20 protein-coding genes are annotated in these 19,821 nt (G+C 71.9%); 14 read left to right on the forward strand and 6 right to left on the reverse strand.

The features are described from left to right. Positions 1 to 58: 58 nt before the first annotated feature. A complete protein-coding gene (locus tag GL325_RS08590) occupies positions 59 to 868 on the reverse strand; it encodes a DNA-formamidopyrimidine glycosylase family protein (RefSeq protein ID WP_187769253.1) in 810 nt (269 codons plus the stop codon). Then, positions 861 to 5,390, reverse strand: coding sequence for an ATP-dependent helicase (locus GL325_RS08595; protein ID WP_187769254.1), 4,530 nt, complete (start codon positions 5,388 to 5,390; stop codon positions 861 to 863). The genes GL325_RS08590 and GL325_RS08595 overlap by 8 nt, the downstream gene beginning before the upstream one ends. Before the next feature lie 104 nt (positions 5,391 to 5,494). On the opposite strand from GL325_RS08595, the gene GL325_RS08600 reads away from it, so the two are divergent. Then, the gene (locus tag GL325_RS08600; protein WP_154596696.1) at positions 5,495 to 6,484 is read left to right on the forward strand and encodes a DUF3048 domain-containing protein; all 990 of its coding nucleotides are present in this window, start codon (positions 5,495 to 5,497) and stop codon (positions 6,482 to 6,484) included. Positions 6,485 to 6,499: 15 nt separating this feature from the next. Here the strand turns inward: GL325_RS08600 and GL325_RS08605 are convergent, their stop codons facing one another. Further along, the gene (locus GL325_RS08605) at positions 6,500 to 7,264 is read right to left on the reverse strand and encodes a MerR family transcriptional regulator (RefSeq protein WP_154596697.1); all 765 of its coding nucleotides are present in this window, start codon (positions 7,262 to 7,264) and stop codon (positions 6,500 to 6,502) included. Between the two features lie 48 nt (positions 7,265 to 7,312). Here GL325_RS08605 and GL325_RS08610 point away from each other — a divergent pair, with 48 nt between their 5' ends. From GL325_RS08610 to GL325_RS08630, 5 genes are all read left to right on the forward strand, one after another. After that, a complete protein-coding gene (locus GL325_RS08610; RefSeq protein WP_154596698.1) occupies positions 7,313 to 7,864 on the forward strand; it encodes a YqgE/AlgH family protein in 552 nt (183 codons plus the stop codon). 54 nt (positions 7,865 to 7,918) lie between these two features. Beyond that, entirely contained in the window at positions 7,919 to 8,194 is a 276-nt protein-coding gene (locus GL325_RS08615) for a DUF3039 domain-containing protein (RefSeq protein ID WP_187411506.1), read from the forward strand. Next, positions 8,191 to 9,882 carry a DEAD/DEAH box helicase gene (locus GL325_RS08620; RefSeq protein ID WP_187769255.1) on the forward strand — a complete coding sequence of 564 codons (1,692 nt, stop codon included), beginning with the start codon at positions 8,191 to 8,193 and terminating at the stop codon, positions 9,880 to 9,882. Before GL325_RS08615 ends, GL325_RS08620 begins: the two co-directional genes overlap by 4 nt. Before the next feature lie 61 nt (positions 9,883 to 9,943). After that, positions 9,944 to 10,909 (forward strand): alpha/beta hydrolase, encoded by a 966-nt coding sequence (locus GL325_RS08625; protein WP_187769256.1) that lies wholly within the window; start codon positions 9,944 to 9,946, stop codon positions 10,907 to 10,909. Further along, complete coding sequence (locus tag GL325_RS08630) at positions 10,906 to 11,733, forward strand: oxygenase MpaB family protein (RefSeq protein WP_187769257.1); 828 nt, start codon at positions 10,906 to 10,908, stop codon at positions 11,731 to 11,733. The genes GL325_RS08625 and GL325_RS08630 overlap by 4 nt, the downstream gene beginning before the upstream one ends. A 96-nt stretch (positions 11,734 to 11,829) precedes the next feature. Here GL325_RS08630 and GL325_RS08635 read toward each other — a convergent pair whose 3' ends face one another. Further along, on the reverse strand, positions 11,830 to 12,861 hold the full coding sequence (locus tag GL325_RS08635) for an aminotransferase class V-fold PLP-dependent enzyme (protein ID WP_187769258.1): 1,032 nt from the start codon (positions 12,859 to 12,861) through the stop codon (positions 11,830 to 11,832). A gap of 55 nt (positions 12,862 to 12,916) precedes the next feature. Between GL325_RS08635 and GL325_RS08640 the strand changes: the two genes are divergently transcribed. Then, positions 12,917 to 13,945 (forward strand): LLM class flavin-dependent oxidoreductase, encoded by a 1,029-nt coding sequence (locus GL325_RS08640; RefSeq protein WP_187769259.1) that lies wholly within the window; start codon positions 12,917 to 12,919, stop codon positions 13,943 to 13,945. A gap of 7 nt (positions 13,946 to 13,952) precedes the next feature. On the opposite strand, the gene GL325_RS08645 is transcribed toward GL325_RS08640, so the two are convergent. Then, positions 13,953 to 14,519, reverse strand: a complete 567-nt coding sequence (locus GL325_RS08645; RefSeq protein WP_187769260.1) for an isochorismatase family protein — start codon at positions 14,517 to 14,519, stop codon at positions 13,953 to 13,955. A 1-nt stretch (position 14,520) separates the two neighbouring features. Beyond that, on the reverse strand, positions 14,521 to 15,813 hold the full coding sequence (locus tag GL325_RS08650; RefSeq protein ID WP_187769261.1) for a nicotinate phosphoribosyltransferase: 1,293 nt from the start codon (positions 15,811 to 15,813) through the stop codon (positions 14,521 to 14,523). Between the two features lie 53 nt (positions 15,814 to 15,866). Between GL325_RS08650 and clpS the strand changes: the two genes are divergently transcribed. From clpS to GL325_RS08685, 7 genes are all read left to right on the forward strand, one after another. After that, entirely contained in the window at positions 15,867 to 16,172 is a 306-nt protein-coding gene (gene clpS, locus GL325_RS08655; protein WP_154596704.1) for an ATP-dependent Clp protease adapter ClpS, read from the forward strand. Further along, positions 16,169 to 16,732, forward strand: a complete 564-nt coding sequence (locus tag GL325_RS08660; RefSeq protein ID WP_187769262.1) for a DUF2017 domain-containing protein — start codon at positions 16,169 to 16,171, stop codon at positions 16,730 to 16,732. Before clpS ends, GL325_RS08660 begins: the two co-directional genes overlap by 4 nt. Before the next feature lie 72 nt (positions 16,733 to 16,804). Next, positions 16,805 to 17,083 (forward strand): hypothetical protein, encoded by a 279-nt coding sequence (locus GL325_RS08665; protein WP_187769263.1) that lies wholly within the window; start codon positions 16,805 to 16,807, stop codon positions 17,081 to 17,083. An 11-nt stretch (positions 17,084 to 17,094) separates the two neighbouring features. After that, positions 17,095 to 17,574 (forward strand): Mov34/MPN/PAD-1 family protein, encoded by a 480-nt coding sequence (locus tag GL325_RS08670; protein ID WP_187411502.1) that lies wholly within the window; start codon positions 17,095 to 17,097, stop codon positions 17,572 to 17,574. Further along, positions 17,574 to 17,852, forward strand: a complete 279-nt coding sequence (locus tag GL325_RS08675) for a MoaD/ThiS family protein (protein WP_154596706.1) — start codon at positions 17,574 to 17,576, stop codon at positions 17,850 to 17,852. Before GL325_RS08670 ends, GL325_RS08675 begins: the two co-directional genes overlap by 1 nt. Before the next feature lie 2 nt (positions 17,853 to 17,854). Next, the gene (locus tag GL325_RS08680; protein ID WP_187769264.1) at positions 17,855 to 18,802 is read left to right on the forward strand and encodes a PLP-dependent cysteine synthase family protein; all 948 of its coding nucleotides are present in this window, start codon (positions 17,855 to 17,857) and stop codon (positions 18,800 to 18,802) included. Between the two features lie 39 nt (positions 18,803 to 18,841). Further along, the gene (locus GL325_RS08685; protein WP_187411501.1) at positions 18,842 to 19,819 is read left to right on the forward strand and encodes a ribose-phosphate pyrophosphokinase; all 978 of its coding nucleotides are present in this window, start codon (positions 18,842 to 18,844) and stop codon (positions 19,817 to 19,819) included. The last annotated feature ends 2 nt before the right edge of the window (positions 19,820 to 19,821 follow it).

The raw sequence follows: 19,821 nt of genomic DNA on the forward strand, positions 1-19,821 counted from the left end.
CCGGCGCCCGAGATGTGGAGCACTGCGTACCTTTTCGGGGCGAAAAGTGTGCGGAACGCTACACATCTGGCCCGCCGGAGGCGGGAGGTTGGCAGGTGGGGCAGAAGTAGACGCGGCGCTCCTGGGTGGGTGGGCCGAGGGCGGTCTCGCCGATGAGGGCGCCGCAGCGGCGGCAGGGGCGGCCCGAGCGGCTGAAGACCCAGTGCAGCTCGCCGGGGCGCAGGCTGCCGGTGAAGGATCGCTCGATCCGGTCGCGGTTGGCGCGGATGAGCTTGACCCCCCTGTCGAGGATGCGCTCGATGTCGACCTCGCCGACCGGGGTGCGGGGATCGACGGCGGACAGGTAGAGCGTCTCGTTGACGAACTCGTTGCCGAACCCGGCGACCTTGCGCTGGTCGTGCAGGGCCACGAACACCGGTACCTCGGGATCCCGCCGCAGGTTCGCCAGCGCGAGGTCGCGATCGAACAGCGGGTCGAGGACGTCGGGGCCGAGGTGACCGACGGCGGACGCCTCGTCGGCGCGCGGCAGCACCTCGATGATGCCGAGGCTGAAGCCCACCGCCACCCACTCGTCGGTGCGCAGGATCGCCCGCACCGTGTGGGCGGGGCGGCCCAGGCCACCGCGCCGCAAGGTCGCCGGCCGGTAGAGGTGCCAGGAGCCCTCCATCTTCAGGTGCGAGTGGACCGAGTGCTCGTCGGTGCGCATCAGCAGGTGCTTGCCGACGCTGACCACCTCGCGCAGCACCTCGCCGGTCAGGTCGACGGTGGCGTAGCGCGGCACCCGGAACTCGGTCGACGTCAGTACACGCCCCGCCAAAGCCTCGTTCAGGTGGTGGGCGGTGCGCCAGACGGTGTCGCCCTCAGGCATCGAGGCGCAATCCCTTGAGATGGGCCTCGAAACCGGCCGCGGCCAGTGCCCGACCCAACGGCGTCGAGGCGACGGGCTCGCCGTCGGCGGTCTGCACGGTGAGCCGGCCCAGCCGTCCGCGCCGGACCGTCCGGACCAGGGAATCGGCCGCCGCCGTGAGCGCCGCGGGCTGGTCGGTGAACGTCAGCGCCGACTTGCCGCCGCGCTCGAGGTACAGGACGGCACGTCCGTCGTGGACGACCACCAGGGAGCCCGCCTTGCGGGCCGGCCGGTGGCCGTCGGCGCCGCGATCGGGCCACGGCAGTGCGGCGCCGAACGGGTTGGCCGGATCGGTGGCCGCGAGCGTGACGGCCGGAGTGTCCGCCGGCTCGTCGTCGTCGCGGACGAACGACCGCAGGCGGTCGACGACGCCGGGTGCCGCGAACTGCGCGGCGCCGAGCGAGTCGACGAAGTAGCCACGCAGGGCAGAGCCGTTCTGCTCCATCTCGCGCAGGACGCGGTAGATCGCGGCGAAGCCACCGGGCGTCTGCTCGGCCTGGACCGATCCGCGGGTGACGACGCCGTAGCGGTTCAGCAGCGTCTCGGCGCGGGCGATGTGCTCGGTCGTGGTCTGGCCGCCGAGCGGGACCGAGAACCAGCGTCCCGAGGCGATCGGCGGGACGACGGCACGCGGGGCGCGCATCCGGCCACCGATCATCCGGGCGCGGGGCGCCTGACGCCGGGTGCGGTGCGCACCGCCACCGGCCACGAGGCTGCGCACGGGTGCGAACGTGTCGTTGCTGACCTGGCCGCTCCAGACCAGCTCCCACAGCGCCTCGACCAGGCCCTCGCGCTCGGTGCCGTCGATCCGGGAGGCCAACTCGCTGAACAGCCACGCCCCGGAGTCGCCGAGGACCTCGAGCAGCCGACCGGCCGGCGTGTCGGCACCGGCCTCGACCAGATCGCCCGTGGGGAGCCCCGGGGTGTCGCCGGGCAGCAGCCGGACCCAGCCGTCGCGACCGGGCAGCGTGCCGGCGCCGGTCCAGGTGACCTCGCCCGCGGTGGTCAGCTCGTCGAGCATCGCGGGGGAGTAGTCGCTGACCCGCGAGGGCAGGACGAGCGACTCCCACGCGCTGGCGGGCAGGGCCGCGCCGGCCAGCTGCTCGACCACCGTCAGCACGCCGTCGGGTCCGCGCAGGCGGGAGCCCACGTGCTGCCACGAGGGCAGGAACCGCGCGAACGCGGCCGCATCGACCGGCTCGACCTGCTGGCGCGCGGCGGCCAGGGACCGGTTCCGCAACCGGCGCAGCACCTCGGCGTCGACCCACTCGGTGTCGCCGGACGCGACCGGCAGGAACTCGCCACGGGTGACCCGGCCGGCGTCGGCGAGTCGCTGCAGGGCATCGCGCACGACGGCCGGGCCGAGCGCCAGTCGTCGGGCGACCGACTCGGTGGTGAATGGTCCGTGGGTGCGGGCGAAGCGCGCGACCAGCTCGCCCAGGGGGTCGGGTCCGGGTGCGAGATGGGCCTCGGCGACCCCGAGCGGGAGGGCCGTGCCGAGTGCCTCGCGCAACCGACCGGCGTCCTCGACGGCCGCCCAGCGCAGCTGCCCGCCCACCTGCACCTCGATCGCGCGCCGCGACTCGCGCAGCTCCTTGAGCCAGGCGCCGGCCTCGAGCCGCGCGTCCGGCAGCGTGCGCTCGGCGACTTCGTCGGAGGTCAAGGGACCGAGCAGCCGGAGCAGATCGGCGACGCCCTCGAGGTTCTTGGCCTGGCGCTCGGGCACGAGCCGCTGCAGCTCGGCCTCGGTCTGCTGGACGACCTCCGGGTCGAGCAGCTCGCGCAGGTCGGCGCGGCCGAGCAACTGTCCGAGCAGCTCGGGGTCGAGGGTCAGGGCGGCCGCGCGCCGCTCGGCAAGGGGCAGGTCGCTGTCGTAGAGGAAGGCGCCGACGTAGCCGAACAGCAGTCGCTGGGCGAACGGCGAGGCGTTGTCGGTGCCCACCTCGACCAGCGCGACCTCGCGGGAGCGGAGTCGCCGCGCCAACGTCATCAGGGCGGGCAGGTCGTAGACGTCCTGCAGGACCTCGCGCGCGGTCTCGAGCAGGATCGGGAAGTCGGGGTACTTGCGCGTGACGTCGAGCAGCATCGCCGCGCGCCGGCGCTGCTGCCACAGCGGGGCGCGGGCACCCGGATTGCGACGCGGCAGCAGCAGGGCGCGCGCGGCGCACTCGCGGAACCGGGCCGCGAACAGGGCTGATCCGCCGACCAGCTCGGTGACCTGGGACTCGAGGTCCTCGGGGTCCTCGAGGTCGAACAGGTCCGCGCCGGGCGGCTCGCCGGTGACGTCGGGCACCCGGGCGACGATGCCGTCATCGGAGGCCACGACCGCGCCGTCGACCCCGAACCGCTGCTCGATCCGCCGGCCGACGACGAGTGCCCAGGGAGCGTGCACGGCGCGGCCGTAGGGGGAGAGCAGCACGAGCCGCCAGTCGCCGACCTCGTCGCGGAACCGCTCGACGACCAGCGTCGTGTCGGTCGGCAGCTGACGCGTCGCCTCGACCTGGTCGGTGATCAGTGCGGCGAGGTTGGCGACGGCGTAGGCATCGAGTCCGACCTCCTCGACCCGCGCGCGCTGCTTCGCGGGCGACAGGGCGCTGAGCTCGCGCAGGAACGCGCCCATCGCCTCGCCCAGCTCGTAGGGCCGGCCGACCGCGTCGCCGCGCCAGAACGGCAGACGCGCGGGCAGGCCGAACGCCGGCACGACGATGACCCGGTCGGCGGTGATCTCCATGATCCGCCAGCTGGTCGCGCCCAGGGCGATCACGTCGTTGATGCGCGACTCGTAGACCATCTCCTCGTCGAGCTCGCCGACGCGACGCCCCGCGGTGCCCTCCTCGCCGGCGAGGACGACCGAGAACATGCCACGGTCGGGGATCGTGCCGCCGCTGGTGACGGCCAGGCGCTGGGCCCCGGGGCGGCCGGTCAGCGTGCCGGCCTGGCGGTCCCACACGGCGCGGGGCCGCAGCTCGGCGAACTCGTCGGAGGGGTATCGCCCGGCGACCAGGTCGAGCGTGGCGACGAAGGCGGCGTGCGGCAGGGTCGCGAAGGGGGCCGAGCGGCGCAGGGTCTCGAACCACGCCTCGACGTCGATCGGCTCGAGGGCGCAGGCCGCCACGGTCTGCTGGGCCAGCACGTCGAGCGGGTTCGCCGGGACGGACAGGCGCTCGATCCGGCCGGCGAGCATCCGCTCGACCGTGACGGTGGTGGAGAGCAGGTCGTGCCGGCCGGTGGGGAACACGAGGCCGCGGGAGACCTCGCCGACCTGGTGGCCCGCGCGGCCCACGCGCTGGAGGCCCGAGGCGACCGAGGGCGGTGCGGACACCTGGATGACGAGGTCGACCGCACCCATGTCGATGCCCAGCTCGAGACTGGAGGTGGCGACGACGCACCGCAGCCGGCCGGACTTCAGGTCGTCCTCGATCAGCGCGCGCTGCTCCTTGCTGACCGAGCCGTGGTGGGCCCGGGCCAGCACGGGCTCGGTGCCCAGGGAGACCCCGGACAACCCGCCCATGTGCGCGGGCTGTCGGCTCGCCGGCTCGGGCCGGGAGCCCGTCTCGCGCTCGACCCACACCTCGTTGAGCCGTTGCGTCAGCCGCTCGGCCACGCCGCGACTGTTGGCGAAGACGATCGTGGTGCGCGCCTGCTCGATCGCGTCGACGATCGCCTCCTCGACGTGCGGCCAGATCGTGCCGCCGGCCTCCTTCGGTTCGTCCAGGCCGCGGGCGGCGCTGCCCTCGCGCGGTCCCTCGTGGCGCGGCGGCAGCTCGGTGAGGTCCTCGACCGGCACCCGCACCGACAACTCGAGCCGCGACGGTGCCTCGGGGGCCACGACCTCGACGGGGGCCCGGCCGCCCAGGAACCGCGCGACCTCGTCATGAGGGCTGACGGTGGCCGACAGGCCGATCCGCTGCGCGGGCTTCTCGAGCAGGTCGTCCAGTCGCTCGAGCGAAACCGCCAGGTGGGCACCGCGCTTGGTGCCGGCGACGGCGTGCACCTCGTCGACGATGACCGTGTGGACCCCGCGCAGCATCTCGCGCGAGGCCGAGGTGAGGACCAGGAACAGCGACTCGGGCGTGGTGATCAGCACGTCGGGCGGATGCGACTGCAGCCGACGACGCTCGGCCGGGGGAGTGTCGCCCGTGCGCACGCCGACGGTGACGGGAGCCAGCTCCTGGCCCAGCCGCGCCGCGACGCCCGAGATCCCCACCAGCGGCGACCGCAGGTTGCGCTCGACGTCGACCGCCAGCGCCTTGAGCGGCGAGATGTAGAGCACCGACGTGCCCTCGGGCTCGACGTCGCGATCACGGTGCAGCAGTCCGTCGATCGCCGACAGGAACGCGGCGAGCGTCTTGCCCGAGCCGGTCGGTGCGACGACGAGCGTGTGCCGACCCCGCTCGATCGCCTGCCAAGCGCCCGTCTGGGCGGGAGTGGGCCCGGCGAACGACTCGTCGAACCACGTGGTGGTCGCCTCGCCGAAACCCATGGACCCATGGTGGCACCGAGGTCCGACAGCGGCCCCGCGAAAGGGAGACGGACGACACCTCCCCGCGCGCCGGATCGTGACCCCGCCTCAGGCATGCTGGGGGTATGAAGTTGCGGATGTTGTCGGTGACCTGTGCCCTCGTGCTGACTCTGGGGGCGTGTTCTGGCGGAGACGAGAAGAGCTCGCCCGACCCCAAGGAGCCGAACAAGGGTGACGCGGGCCAGATCGTCGCGGTCAACCCGCTGACCGGCGCCACCATGAAGAAGACGCCGGACAACCCGGTGTTCGTGGTCAAGGTCGACAACACCCCGGCCTCGGCTCCGCAGGAGAACATCGACCGCGCCGACATGGTCGTCGAGGAGACGGTCGAGGGCGGCGTCACCCGCCTGGCCGCGCTCTACTACTCGTCGCTGCCCACCGTGGTCGGGCACGTGCGCTCCATGCGCGCCACCGACATCGGCATCGCCAAGCCGGTCCGCGGCCAGATCGTCGCCTCGGGCGGCGCCGGCCGCACGATCTCGCGGATCAAGAAGTCCGGCATCACCATCCACTCGCAGGACGCCGGCTCGCCGGGCCTGTCGCGCGACTCCGGCTACGCGCCGTACAACGTCGTGGTCGACCTGCCGAAGCTCAACAAGTCCGCGAAGGACCTGCAGCCCGAGCGCCCGTACTTCCAGTGGGCTGACTCCGGCGCTCCGGCCGTGGACGGACCGCAGGTCTCGTCGGCCAGCGTCGCGTTCTCGCGCACGCACACCACCAACTGGAAGTTCGACGGCAAGGTCTGGAAGCGCACGAACGGCACGAGCGACAAGGAGTTCGGCGCCAAGAACCTCGTGGTCCTGTGGGCCGACGAGAAGGACGCGGGCTACACCGATCCCGCCGGCAACCCCGTGCCCGAGACGGTCTTCGACGGCAGCGGCAAGGCGGTCGTCCTCATCGGCGGCACGCGGGTCAACGCGAAGTGGAAGAAGGCCAACAGCGCCTCGACCATCGTCCTGACCACCCGCGACGGCAAGCCGCTGCAGCTGCCGCGCGGCAAGACGTGGATCGAGCTGCTGAGCAAGAGTCAGGCGGGCCCCGTCACCACGAAGTGACGGCCGGGCGCCGCGTCAGGAGGTGGGCTGGTCGCCCTCGGCGGCCAGCTCCTCCAGCTTGTGGCCGATCTCGGTCTCGATGGCCTGGCGCAGCACGCTGCGGAACATCGAGACGACGACCTGGCTGGCGATGGGGATCAGCTGGTCGATCTTCTCGAACACGACCGGCCACTCGTCCTGGGGCAGGCCCGCGTCGAGGAACGGCTGGACCACGTCGCGCGTGACGTGGTGGACGAACCGGTCCGAGACCTGCTCGAGGTGCTCGCGCATGTGCGGGACGATGTCGACGACGCTGTCGGGACTGAGGCCGATCGCCACGGCGGCCGCGCCGGGCCGGACGACGCCCGGCTCGAGCATGCGGATCGTGTCCTCGTCGACCTTCTCCAGCAGGCCCAGCTCGGTCATCTTGTCGAGCAGCTCGTGGTCGGGTCCCAGCCCCGAGATCGACGCCAGCTCGGCCCGCCCGATCAACTCGGTCGGGTCCTCGTCGTCCTCGACCTCGAAGATGCTGATGAGGTCCAGGGCCACGTTTGATGCCGTGGAGGGCGACTTCAAGATCGCGTCCTCGATCGCGGCGAGCGTGAACCCGCGGCCCAGCAGCGTGCGGATCAGGACCAGTCGCTGCAGGTGCTTCTGGGAGTAGTAGCCGGTGCGCCCCTCGAGCCGCGGCGGGTCGATCAGGCCTCGGGTGGAGTAGGCGCGGACGTTGCGCACCGTCATCCCGGCCCGCTCGGCGAGTACGTCGACGGTGAACTCCTCGTCGCGCTCGGCGTCGGCCATGAGCGGCAGTCTAGATCAGGACCGTGTGACGTCAGGCATCATGGGGGTATGGCATCGGTGCGAGGCCAGTTACTCGTCGCCACCTCGGCGATCGAGGCAGGGCCCTTCTGGCGCAGCGTCGTGTACGTCCTGGACCACGACGAGGACGGCGCGCTGGGCGTGATCGTCAACCGCCCCACGGAGTCGGACGTCGACGAGGTGCTGCCCGACTGGGGCGACGTGGCCAACGCGCCGGGCCGGCTGTTCGAGGGCGGACCGGTCGGCATGGACTCGGCGCTGGCCGTGGGAGTCGTCACCGACGTGTCGATGCGTCCCATCGGCTGGCGCCAGACCGCCGGTCGGGTCGGACTGGTCGACCTCGACGCACCGCCGCCCGGTGGCGGCGAGCTGCTCGGCCTGCGGGTCTTCGCCGGCTACGCCGGCTGGTCGCCCGAGCAGCTCGAGACCGAGATCGAGGCGGGTGCGTGGCTCGTGCTGCCCGCCCAGGACGCAGACCTCATCTCGCCGACTCCCGAGTTGCTGTGGACCGAGGTGCTCCGGCGCCAGCGTGGCGAGGTGCGGTTCTGGGCGAACCTTCCCGACGATCCCGGCCTGAACTGAGATCGTCTGCGAGGACCGGCCGAACTCGTCGGGTCCGTCGCCTAGGATGGGGACGTGGGATTCTTCGGCCGCGGTGCCCAGACCGTTTCAGACGAGCGCACGGAACAACGCCTCGACAACGGCGATCACGAGCGCTTCAGCCACTACGTCCCCAAGGACAAGCTGACCGAGGCGATGGTCATGGGGACGCCCGTCGTCGCCCTGTGCGGCAAGGTGTGGGTCCCCAGTCGCGACCCGCAGCGCTTCCCGGTCTGCCCCGAGTGCAAGGACATCTGGGAGAACTTCAAGCCCGGCGACGACGAGGGCTCCGGGAGTGACTCCGACCAGTGAGTGCCGGCCTGCCACTGCGGGCCTGGCAGCGTGAGGCGTTCGAGCAGTACGTCCGCACGCAGCCCGCTGACTTCCTCACGGTCGCCACGCCCGGCGCGGGCAAGACCACCTTCGCTCTGACGATCGCCGCCGACCTGCTGCACCGCCGCATCGTCGAGAGGGTCGTGGTGGTCACCCCGACCGAGCACCTCAAGACCCAGTGGGCCCAGGCCGCCGCCCGCTCCGGCATCGCGCTCGAGCCCAATCTCAACGGCGCGCTCGGCGCCCGCTTCGACGGCTACTGCGTCACCTACGCGGGCCTGGCCACCAACCCGGTCGGTCACCGCGTGCGCATCGAGCGCAGCCGCACCTTCGTGATCCTCGACGAGGTCCACCACGCCGGTGACGCCCTCAGCTGGGGCGAGGCCGTGCTGGAGGCCTGCGAGCCGGCCATCCGCCGCCTCTCGCTGACCGGCACGCCGTTCCGCTCCGACGACAACCCGATCCCGTTCGTGACGTACGCGCCGGTGGGGGACGGGTCGATCTCCAGCGTCGCCGACTATGCCTACGGCTATGGCGAGGCCCTCAAGGAGGGCGTCGTCCGGCCGGTGCTGTTCATGGCCTACTCCGGCGAGATGCAGTGGCGCACCAGCGCCGGCGACGAGGTCTCGGCGCGCCTGGGCGAGCCGCTCACGCGCGACCAGACCGCCCAGGCCCTGCGCACCGCGCTCGACCCCGCGGGCTCGTGGGTGCCGGCCGTGCTCGAGGCCGCGCACAAGCGCCTGATCGAGGTGCGCCGTGACATCCACGACGCCGGCGGTCTCGTCATCGCCAGCGACCAGACGTCGGCACGCGCCTACGCCGCGGTGCTCAAGGAGCTGACCGGGCAGGCGCCGACCCTCGTGCTCTCGGACGAGACCGGCTCCAGTGCCCGCATCGCCGAGTTCGCCGCCGGCAACGATCCGTGGATGGTCGCGGTGCGCATGGTCAGCGAGGGCGTCGACGTCCCGCGCCTGGCCGTCGGCGTCTACGCCACCACGATCGCCACCCCGCTGTTCTTCGCCCAGGCCGTGGGCCGCTTCGTGCGTGCCCGGCGTCGAGGCGAGACCGCCTCGGTGTTCCTGCCCAGCGTTCCCGGGCTGCTGAAGCTGGCCGCCGACCTCGAGGCCGAGCGCGACCACGTGATCGGCCGGCCCGTCCACGACGAGTCCGACCTGTTCGCCGCCGAGGAGGCGTTGATCGCTCGGGCCAACGCGTCCGAGGGCGCCAGCGACGAGCTGGGCAACCAGTACGCCGCGATCGGCAGCGAGGCCTCGTTCGACCGGGTGGTCTACGACGGCGACGAGTTCTCGCCGATCGACTACGAGATGGTCGCCGGCGACAGCGACGAGCTCGACTTCCTCGGCATCCCCGGCCTGCTCGAGCGCGACCAGGTGGCCGAGTTGCTGCGCGGCGCCCGCAACCGCAAGCGTGCCGAGGCTCCCGCGCGGGCCGAGGCCGACGTCGAGTACGAGCGCCGGGCCGAGCTGCGTCGCCAGCTGAACTCCCTCGTCGCGGCGTGGCACCACCGCACGGGCACGCCCCACGGCGTCACGCACAACCGCCTGCGCCAGGAGTGCGGCGGACCGCCGGCGGCCCAGGCCACCACGGCCCAGCTGCAGCACCGCATCGACCTGCTGCGCGACTGGGCGCTGCGCGCGTCGGGCTGAGTCGCGCCCGGACCACCGAGAGGGTGTGTCCCCGATCACAGGCGACCTCTAGGCTGTGCGCGTGAGTGCCCCACTGCCACTGCGCACGAAGTTCTTCGCCACGGTCCTGCAACGCCTCGCCACGCCCGTCGAGGAGGCCACCGATCACGCGCAACTGCGCGCCGAGCGTGTCCGCCTGGGTCAGACGCTGCCCGGGAGGATGGTGTTCGGGAGGCCCGACCGGCGGGCCCGCGCCGAGGAGATCGAGATCCCGCTGCGGGGACGCACCCTGCGCGCCGTGGTCCACCGCCCGACCGGCGTGGGTGGGAAGCGGCCGGTGGTGGTGAACTTCCACGGTGGCGGCTGGGTGCAGGGCACGCCCGAGCAGTCCGCCTGGCTGGCGTCCCGGGTGGCGGCGGGCAGCGGGGCGACGGTCATCTCACCGTCCTACCGGCTCTCGCCCGAGCATCCGTTCCCGGCGGCCGTCGACGACACGTGGGAGGCCCTCGGCTGGATCGCCGACCGGGCCGACGCGCTGGGACTCGACATCGGCCGCATGGCCGTCATGGGCGACAGCGCCGGCGGCAACCTGGCGGCCGTCGCGGCCCAGCGCTCGGTGGCAGAGGGCGGTCCGCGGCTGTGCGCCCAGGTCCTCATCTATCCGGCCGTGGAGATGTACGAGAAGTTCGCCTCGGAGCTGAGGATGCCCAACGAGGCGGTCCTGACGTCGAAGAACATGAGCGCGTTCGCCCACCTCTACCTCGGCGACGCGTACGGCACCAAGGACCCGCTCGCCTCGCCCTTGCGGGCCGCCTCGTTCGACGGGCTGCCGCCGGCGTTCATCCTCACGGCCGACCACGATCCACTGCTCGACAACGGGGTCCACTACCGCGAGGCACTGCAGCGGGCCGGGGTGCCGGTGCGGTATCGGGAGTACCCGGGGACGGTGCACGGGTTCCTGAGCCTGCCGGGTGTCGTGCCCGCAGCCGAGGATGCGGTCGCGGACATCGTCGACTTCGTCGCCGCCCGCGTCGTGGTGCCGGCATGAGCCGCCGCATCCGGTCGGCGGGCCTGGACCCCGAGGCCGACTACGAGCAGATCGTGCGGCGCTTCGGCCAGTACGACTTCCCGTGGGACCTCGAGCAGGCCCTGAGCTTCGCCCTCTTCCGCACGTACGCCGTCCCCTCGATCGGGCGGCTGCTGTACGACACCGGCCAGTTCACGACCGACACCCAGCGCCGCCACGACGACACGGCACTGCTGCTGGGCGAGATGGTCGAGCAGGGGCTCGAGAGCGATCCGGGCCGTGCCGCGGTCCGGCGGATGAACCAGATGCACGGCCGCTACGACATCAGCAACGACGATCTGCGGTACGTGCTGGCGACGTTCGTCGTGATGCCGAACCGGTGGATCAACCGATACGGGTGGCGCCGCACGACGCCGGTCGAGGACGCCGCGGGCGTCGCGTACTACCTGCGCCTCGGTCGGCTGATGGGCATCCGCGACCTGCCGCAGGACCTGGCCGGGTTCGAGCGGTTGCTCGACGACTACGAGGCCGAGCACTTCGTGTTCGACCCGAAGTCGCGCGCCGTGGCCGATGCGACGCTGGCGCTGCTGACCACCTTCTACCCCCGGCCGCTGCGGCCGGCGGTGCGCCGCTTCAGCGTGGCGATCATGGACCCGCACCTGCGTTCGGCCTTCGGCTACGACCATCCGCCGGCCTGGCTGGAGCGCGCCTCCCATGGGGCGTTGCGCCTGCGAGGGCGGGTCGTCCGCCTCATGCCGGAGCGCCGCACACCCCGCAGCGTGCGCGACTCACGGCGCATCCGCAGCTACCCCGGTGGCTTCCTCATTGAGAACTTGGGCACCTAGGCGCTCGATTTTTCACAAGAACTGTGCAAACGTACAACTCAGGGTTCCACATGGGAGTGATGCCCGGTCCTGCAGCCTTCCCCGCAGGACCGGGCATCACGCATGCAGGGCCCGGACGACCCGGTCCAGGTCGTCCTCGGTGTTGTAGAGGGCGAAGGCGATGCGCGCCGCTCCCTGGCGCACCGAGGCGCGCACGCCCGCCTCCTGCAACCGGGCGGCCGCGTGCTCGGTCGGGATCGAGACGATCGCCGAGTCGCCCGGCGGCAGCCCGAGGGCGGTACGTGCCCGATCCGCCAGGCCGCGACAGTGCGCCGTGACCTCGGCGATGTCGAGCGTCGAGATCCAGGCCAGGCTCGCGGCGGAGCCGACGACGGGGAACCAGGCGGGGGAGATGTCGAAGCGGCGCGCGTCGTCGGTCAGCCGCAGCGGCAGGCCGTAGGTGGTGTCCCACGGCGCGCCGCCGGCGTAGCGGTTCGCGTGGTGCGGGACGAGGCGGTCGACGAGGTGGTCGGAGTAGGCGCCCCACGCGATGCCGGTCGGCCCCAGCAGCCACTTGTAGCTCGAGCTGACGACCACGTCGGCCCAGCCCAGGTCGAGCTGCAGCCACCCCAGCTGCTGGGTCGCGTCCAGGATCACGATCGTGTCGGAACCCTCGGTCGCCGCCCGCAGGGCCGTGAGGTCGACCCGCGCCCCGTCGGCGGACTGCACCGTCGAGACCGCGACGACGTCGTACTCGCTCGCGGCCTCGGGGAGACGGTGCAGCGGCGCCTCGGTCACGGTGACGTCGCGGCCGTGGTGCGCCGCGAACGGGAAGCTGACCGAGGTGAACTCGCCCTCGGGGACCAGCACGCGCGCGCCGTCGGGAAGGGCCGAGGCCACCGGCCCGAGCAGGGCCGCGACCGACGCGCCCATCGTGACCGACGAGACCGGCACACCGGCGAGATCGGCGAACGCCGCTCGACCCGTGGCGATGTCGGCGTCGAAGTCGGACCCCACTGCCGTGCCGGCCGCCCAACGGCGGTGGACCCGCTCGAGGGCGTCGACCGTCGCGGTGGGCGGCAGACCGTAGGACGCCGTGTTCAGGTACCCCTCGGGTCCGATGAATGTCGCTCCGAACGCCTCGCGCATCCCCCGACGCTAGCGCGAGGGGAATCCCCGCGCCCCCGGCGTCGTTGAGACCGGTATGAAGTTCTCGGTCCTGGATCTCGTCCCTGTTCGCACCGACCAGACGACGGGAGACGCCGTCGCCGCGGCCACCGAGCTGGCCCGCACGGCCGACCGGCTGGGCTTCGAGCGGTACTGGGTCGCCGAGCACCACAACATGCCGGCCGTCGCGGCCGCATCGCCGCCGGTGCTCATCGCGCTGCTGGCCGCCGCGACCGAGCGCATCAAGGTCGGCTCGGGCGGCGTGATGCTGCCCAACCACGCCCCGCTGGCCGTCGCCGAGCAGTTCGCCCTCCTGGAGGCCGCGTTCCCCGGCCGGATCGATCTCGGCATCGGACGCGCCCCCGGCTCGGACCCCGTCACCTCGTGGGCCCTGCGCGGTGCGGCTGGCCGCGACGACTCCGACATCGCCAAGTTCCCGCAGTACCTCGATGACGTCGCCGCGCTGATGGACGGCCGCGGCGTGCGGGTGCCGATCCCCAACCAGCAGTACATCCTCAAGGCGACGCCCGCCGCCGTGAGCGCGCCGCAGCTGTGGCTGCTCGGCTCCTCGATGTACTCGGCCCACCTGGCCGCCGCCAAGGGCCTCCCGTACGTCTTCGCTCACCACTTCAGCGGACGCGGCACGGCCGAGGCCCTCGCGGTCTACCGCTCCGAGTTCCAGCCCAGCGACATCTGCGAGCGCCCCACCACGTTCCTGACGGCCAACATCGTCGTCGCCGAGACCGCCGACGAGGCGACCGCCCTGGCGCTGCCGAACCTGCAGAACATGGCCCGACTCCAGACCGGCAAGCCGCTGGCGCCGATCGACCTGGTCGAGGACGCCGAGGCCCTCGAGCTCGATCCGGGGATGGACTCGCTCGTGGACTCCGGACTGGCTCGCATGGTGGTCGGGGACCCCGACACGGCGCGCAAGCAGCTCGAGGCGCTGGCGGCGGAGTTCGACGTCGACGAGGTCATGCTGCACCCGGTCGCGTCCGCGCGTCGCGGCGCCGACCCGCGCACGACGCCGGGCCGCGTGCGGACGCTGGAGCTGCTCGTCGGCTGAGCCGGGGTCAGGAGCCCGTGACGGTGCTGATGCCCGCCGCGGCCCACTCCTGCTGCACCCGGTTGATGCTGTCCGGCGCCACGGCGGCGGTCAGGTCGCCCAGCACGGTGACCTTGAAGCCCTCGCCCGCGGCGTCCAGGGCGGTGGCTCGCACGCAGTAGTCCGTGGCGATGCCGCACACCGCGATCTCCGTGACGTCTCGGTCGCGCAGGAAGTCGGCCAGGGCATGCCCGTCGGCGTTCCGGCCCTCGAAGCCCGAGTAGGCGGCCTCGTACTCGCCCTTGTCGAAGATCGCGGCGAACAGGTCGTCGCTCAGCGCCGGGTGCAGGTCGGCGCCGGGCGTGCCGACCACGCAGTGCGGCGGCCAGGAGTCGACGAAGTCCGGCTCGTCGCTGAAGTGGGAGCCCGGGTCGATGTGGTGGTCGCGGGTCGCGATCACCAGGTCGTAGTCCTGCCGGGCGATGAGCTCGGCGACGGCGTCGGCGACCGCCGAGCCGCCGGTGACGGCCAGGGAGCCGCCCTCACAGAAGTCGTTCTGGACGTCGACGACGAGCAACGTGCGTGGACCGCTCATCTCAGCCCTCCTCGAAGATGGTCGGGATGGCGGGGTCGCCCTTGGAGAGGCGCCGCGCCGCGGCGGGCAGTTCGCCCAGGGATGCCTGCAGACGTGCGCGGGCATCATGCAGGGTCGCGTCGTGGACGCGCTTGCCCTGTTCGACGAGTGGGACCATCAGCTCGCGGTCGTCGCCGTCGTCGCGCGGCGTGATGTCGATGCCGATGACCTCGGCCTCGGCGACGCCCTTCGAGTTCAGTCGACGCAGCGCCGTCTTGCGGCCGCCGACCGACGCCTTGTCCTTGCTCTTCTTGGCGACGCCGAGCATCGTGCCGTCGCCGGCCTCCCGCGCGACCAGCTTGTAGACGAAGCCGCTGGTGGGGGAGCCCGAGCCGGTGACCAGCGACGTGCCGACGCCGTAGCCGTCGACCGGGGCCGCGGCCAGAGCGGCGATGGCGTACTCGTCCAGATCGCTCGTCACGGTGATCTTGGTGTCGGTGTTCCCGGCGGCGTCCAGTTGGGCGCGGGTGGTGCGCGCCACGTCGCCCAGGTCGCCGGAGTCCAGTCGCACCCCGCCGAGGGCAGCGCCGCCGACCTCGATGGCGGTGGCGACGCCCTGCGCGGTGTCGTACGTGTCGACCAGCAACGTCGTGTCGGACCCGAGCGAGGCGACCTGCGAGGTGAACGCGTCGCGCTCGGTGTCGTGGACGAGCGTGAAGGCGTGGGCGGCGGTGCCCGCGGTCGGGATGGCGTACCGGCGGCCCGCCTCGAGGTTCGAGGTGGCGGCGAAGCCGCAGATGTACGCGGCGCGCGCGGACGCGACCGCGGCCTCCTCGTGGGTGCGCCGGGTGCCCATCTCGATGCAGGGGCGGTCGCCGGCGGCCAGGGTCATGCGCGCCGCGGCCGACGCGATCGCCGAGTCGTGGTTGAGGATCGACAGGATCAGCGTCTCGAGGATGACGCCCTCGCCGAACGTTGAGTCGACCCGCAGGATCGGTGATCCCGGGAACCACAGCTCGCCCTCGGGGTAGCCCCAGATGTCGCCCGTGAAGCGGTAGTCGGCGAGCCAGTCGCACGTCGTGTCGTCGACGATGCGCGCCGACCGCAGGAAGTCGATCTCGGCCGGGTCGAAGCGGAAGTCGGCCAGCGCGTCCAACACGCGACCGGTGCCGGCCACGACGCCGAACCGGCGTCCGCCGTTGAGCCGCCGCCCGAACACCTCGAACACGCTGCGCCGTCCGGCGGTGCCGTCGGCCAGCGTGGCCTGGAGCATCGTCAGCTCGTAGTGGTCGGTGAGCAGCGCGGTCGACACCATGGACTCAGCGTAGGTCCACGGTGACCTTCGTGCGCCGGGCCCGGGCAGGCACAATGGGTGGCGTGACCACCCCCGCCCCCGTCGAGACCGAACAGCCGGAGTCTGACCTCGTCATCCAGCTGGAGGACCCGTGGGTGACGATCGTCTGGAACGACCCGGTCAACCTGATGTCGTACGTGGCGTTCGTCTTCCGGACCTACTTCGGCTACACCGAGGAGAAGGCACACCAACTGATGCTCGCCGTGCACGAGGAAGGCCGCGCCGTCGTGTCCAGCGGGCGCCGCGAGGAGCAGGAGCGCCACGTCCAGGCGATGCACGAGTACGGCCTGTGGGCGACTCTCGAGCGGAGCGACGTGTGAAGCCCTTCCGCCGTCGTCGTCGCGGCACCGTCACCGCCGTCTTCGAGCTCAACGAGGCGCAGCTGCTGGTCAACCTCGCCAGCCAGGTCGTCGAGCTGCTGCAGGACCGCAACGGTCCCAGCGAGTCCGAGCCCGACCCGCTGGCGCAGATGATCGGGATGACCGGCCCCGCCCTGCCGCCCGAGGACCCGGTGCTGGCGCGCCTCCTGCCCGACGCCTATCGCGACGACCCGCAGGAGTCCGCCGAGTTCCGGCGCTTCACCGAGCAGTCGCTCTCGTCGGGCAAGGTCGCCAACGCCCACGTCGTCATCGAGAGCCTCGAGGCCGGCGGTCTCGAGGTGGGAGCCAAGCACGTCGAGGTCGAGCTCGATCAGCCGCAGGTCATGGCCTGGCTGCGCGCGCTGACCGACATCCGGATCGCACTGGCCGTGCGGCTGGGGATCGAGACCGAGGAGGACGCCGAACGCCTCGCCGAGTCCGACGACGAGTCCACCGTGGCGATGGGTGACGTCTTCGACTGGCTCGGCTTCGTCCAGGAGACCCTGGTCAACGTCGCCTGAGCGGTCGCAGACTCTTGTCGCCCACCCCGGAGATGCGCCATAGTGGCGCACCGAAACCGGGGGGAAACGGTCATGACGATCCGTCGCTTGCTCTATCTGGTGGTCGCCGTCGTCGCTGTGCTGGCCGTCGTCTGGCTGGTGCTGTTCCTCACCCGGGGTGAGACGTCCTCGGCCACGGGAACGGACGCCTACCCCGATCGCGCCGAGGGCGTCGCCTTCGTCGACGAGGCCGTGGTCCACGACGACCTCGGCCGGAGGGCCGCCACGTCGCAGTTCAACCAGACGAACATCAGGGTCCTCCGCGGGTCCGCCCCTCGGATGCCCGGCGGGGTGGCGCACGCGCCTCGATAGACTCGGGCACTGTGTTGACCATCCTGCGCGAGCACGTCGAGGCGATCGTCGCCCACGCACGCCGCGACCACCCCGACGAGGCCTGCGGCGTCATCGCCGGGCCGATCGGGTCCGACCGGCCCGAGCGGCTGATCCCGATGCTCAACGCCGCGATGTCGCCGACGTTCTACGAGTTCGACTCCGGCGACCTGCTGCGGCTCTACCGCGAGATGGACGACAACGACGAGGAGCCCGTCGTCATCTACCACTCGCACACGGCCACCGAGGCCTACCCGTCGCGCACCGACGTCAACCTCGCCGGCGAGCCCGGCGCCCACTACGTGCTCGTGTCCACCCGCGACGGCGCCCACGAGGCTGGTCCGGTCGACTTCCGCTCCTACCGGATCGTCGACGGCGAGATCACCGAGGAAGAAGTTCGCGTCGTGGACCGTTACACCGAAGACAGCACGACTGCCGCCGAGGCAGCCCCCCGAACCGAAGGTGACAACTGATGGCCGTCGAGGTCCGCATCCCCACGATCCTGCGCCCCTACACCGGGGGTGAGCGCGCGGTCGACGCCGACGGCGCCACCCTGTCCGCCCTGATCGACGATCTCGAGGCGAACCACGAGGGCATCAAGGAGCGCCTCCTCGAGGACGGCCAGCTGCGCCGCTTCGTCAACGTCTACGTCAACGACGAGGACGTCCGCTTCACCGGTGGTCTCGAGACCGCGCTCTCCGACGGCGACACCGTCGTCATCCTGCCCGCGGTCGCGGGCGGCGCGGCCTGAGCATGCGCTACGACTCGCTCGTCGACTCGGTCGGTCACACGCCGCTGGTCGGCCTGCCGAACCTGTCGCCGAGCGACGACGTGCGGGTGTGGGCCAAGCTCGAGGACCGCAATCCCACGGGCTCGATCAAGGACCGTGCCGCGCTGTCGATGATCCTGGCCGCCGAGGCCGACGGATCGCTGACGCCCGGCTGCACGATCCTCGAGCCCACCAGCGGCAACACCGGCATCTCGCTGGCGATGGTCGCGCGTCAGCGTGGCTACCGGCTGATCTGCGTCATGCCCGAGAACACGTCGATCGAGCGGCGTCAGCTGCTGACGATGTTCGGGGCCGAGATCATCAGCTCGCCGGCCGCCGGCGGCTCGAACGAGGCCGTGCGGGTCGCGAAGGGCCTCGCCGCGGAGCACCCCGACTGGGTGATGCTCTACCAGTACGGCAACCCCGCCAACGCCGAGGCGCACTACCGCGGCACGGCGCCCGAGTTGTTCGCGGATCTGCCCGAGATCACGCACTTCGTCGGCGGACTGGGCACCACCGGCACCCTGATGGGGGTCGGACGGTTCTTCCGCGAGCACAAGCCGGACGTCCGCATCGTCGCCGCCGAGCCGCGCTACGGCGAGCTGGTCTACGGGCTGCGCAACATCGACGAGGGCTTCGTGCCCGAGCTCTACGACGCCTCGTTGATCGACTCGCGCTTCTCGGTCGGGCCGCGCGACGCCGTGCGCCGCGTGCGCGAGCTGATCGACCGCGAGGGCATCTTCGCCGGCATCTCGACGGGCGCGATCCTGCACGCCGCGCTGGCCCAGGCCGCCAAGGCGGTCAAGGCCGGCGAGCGCGCCGACATCGCCTTCGTGGTGGCCGACGCGGGGTGGAAGTACCTGTCGACGGGGGCCTACGAGGGCACGATCGACGAGGCGGAGGATCGCCTCGAGGGTCAGCTCTGGGCCTGACCTGTTCATCGCCCGCCGCGAACCGTTAGCCTTCGATCCGTGAGCGACATCGTGGTCTTCTCGGGAAGTGCCCACCGTTCCCTGGCCGAGGAGATCTGCAGCCACCTCGGCATCGCACTGAGCCGTTCGGAGACGACGCGGTTCAGCAACGACTGCCTCCAGGTGCAGCTGCTGGCCAACTGCCGCCAGCGCGACGTGTACATCGTGCAGCCGCTGGTGCCGCCGACCCAGGACCACCTGATGGAGCTGCTGCTCATGGTCGACGCGGCGCGCGGCGCCTCGGCGGCCTCGGTCACGGTCGTGATCCCGCACTACGCCTACGCGCGCTCGGACAAGAAGGACGCCTCCCGCATCTCGATCGGCGGCAAGCTGGTCGCGGACCTGCTGGCCACCGCCGGGGTGGGCCGGGTCGTCACGATGACGCTGCACGCGCCGCAGGTGCACGGGTTCTTCTCCGTGCCGGTCGACCACCTCACGGCACTGGGCGAGCTCGCCGACCACTACCGGGCGCAGGACCTCTCGAACGCCATCGTGGTCTCGCCGGACTTCGGCAACGCCAAGACCGCTTCGCAGTTCGCGCGCCTGCTCGGCCTGCCCGTGGCGGCCGGCAGCAAGCAGCGCAAGGCCGACGACAAGGTCGTGATCGACACGATCGTCGGCGACGTCGCCGGCAAGCGCGCGATCGTGCTCGACGACGAGATCGCCACGGGCGGCTCGATCATCGAGCTGATGGACAAGCTCAAGGAGTTCGGCGTCACCGAGGCCTCCGTGGCCTGCACCCACGGCCTGTTCGCCGGAAAGGCGGTCGAGCGGCTGCGCTCGCACCCCGCCATCACCGAGGTCGTCACGACCGACACGGTTCCCGCGCCGGCCGACTGGCCCGAGCTCAAGATCCGTTCCGTGGCCCCGTTGTTCGCCGAGGCCATCGCGCGCATCCACGCCGGCGAGTCGGTCTCCAGCCTCTTCGACGGGGTCGACCCGGCCCACGCCCCGCCGCAGCCCAAGCTGCCGCTCTGACC

This window comes from Aeromicrobium sp. 636 (assembly GCF_024433585.1).
GTDB lineage: Bacteria > Actinomycetota > Actinomycetes > Propionibacteriales > Nocardioidaceae > Aeromicrobium > Aeromicrobium senzhongii.

Coding starts and splice junctions, on each gene's coding strand:
- GL325_RS08610 (WP_154596698.1), top strand. CDS start 7,313: ATGGCATCGGTGCGAGGCCAGTTACTCGTCGCCACCTCGGCGATCGAG.
- GL325_RS08590 (WP_187769253.1), bottom strand. CDS start 868: ATGCCTGAGGGCGACACCGTCTGGCGCACCGCCCACCACCTGAACGAG.
- GL325_RS08635 (WP_187769258.1), bottom strand. CDS start 12,861: ATGCGCGAGGCGTTCGGAGCGACATTCATCGGACCCGAGGGGTACCTG.
- GL325_RS08650 (WP_187769261.1), bottom strand. CDS start 15,813: ATGGTGTCGACCGCGCTGCTCACCGACCACTACGAGCTGACGATGCTC.
- GL325_RS08675 (WP_154596706.1), top strand. CDS start 17,574: ATGGCCGTCGAGGTCCGCATCCCCACGATCCTGCGCCCCTACACCGGG.
- GL325_RS08630 (WP_187769257.1), top strand. CDS start 10,906: ATGAGCCGCCGCATCCGGTCGGCGGGCCTGGACCCCGAGGCCGACTAC.
- clpS (WP_154596704.1), top strand. CDS start 15,867: ATGGGTGGCGTGACCACCCCCGCCCCCGTCGAGACCGAACAGCCGGAG.
- GL325_RS08665 (WP_187769263.1), top strand. CDS start 16,805: ATGACGATCCGTCGCTTGCTCTATCTGGTGGTCGCCGTCGTCGCTGTG.
- GL325_RS08645 (WP_187769260.1), bottom strand. CDS start 14,519: ATGAGCGGTCCACGCACGTTGCTCGTCGTCGACGTCCAGAACGACTTC.
- GL325_RS08600 (WP_154596696.1), top strand. CDS start 5,495: ATGAAGTTGCGGATGTTGTCGGTGACCTGTGCCCTCGTGCTGACTCTG.
- GL325_RS08680 (WP_187769264.1), top strand. CDS start 17,855: ATGCGCTACGACTCGCTCGTCGACTCGGTCGGTCACACGCCGCTGGTC.
- GL325_RS08640 (WP_187769259.1), top strand. CDS start 12,917: ATGAAGTTCTCGGTCCTGGATCTCGTCCCTGTTCGCACCGACCAGACG.
- GL325_RS08605 (WP_154596697.1), bottom strand. CDS start 7,264: ATGGCCGACGCCGAGCGCGACGAGGAGTTCACCGTCGACGTACTCGCC.
- GL325_RS08595 (WP_187769254.1), bottom strand. CDS start 5,390: ATGGGTTTCGGCGAGGCGACCACCACGTGGTTCGACGAGTCGTTCGCC.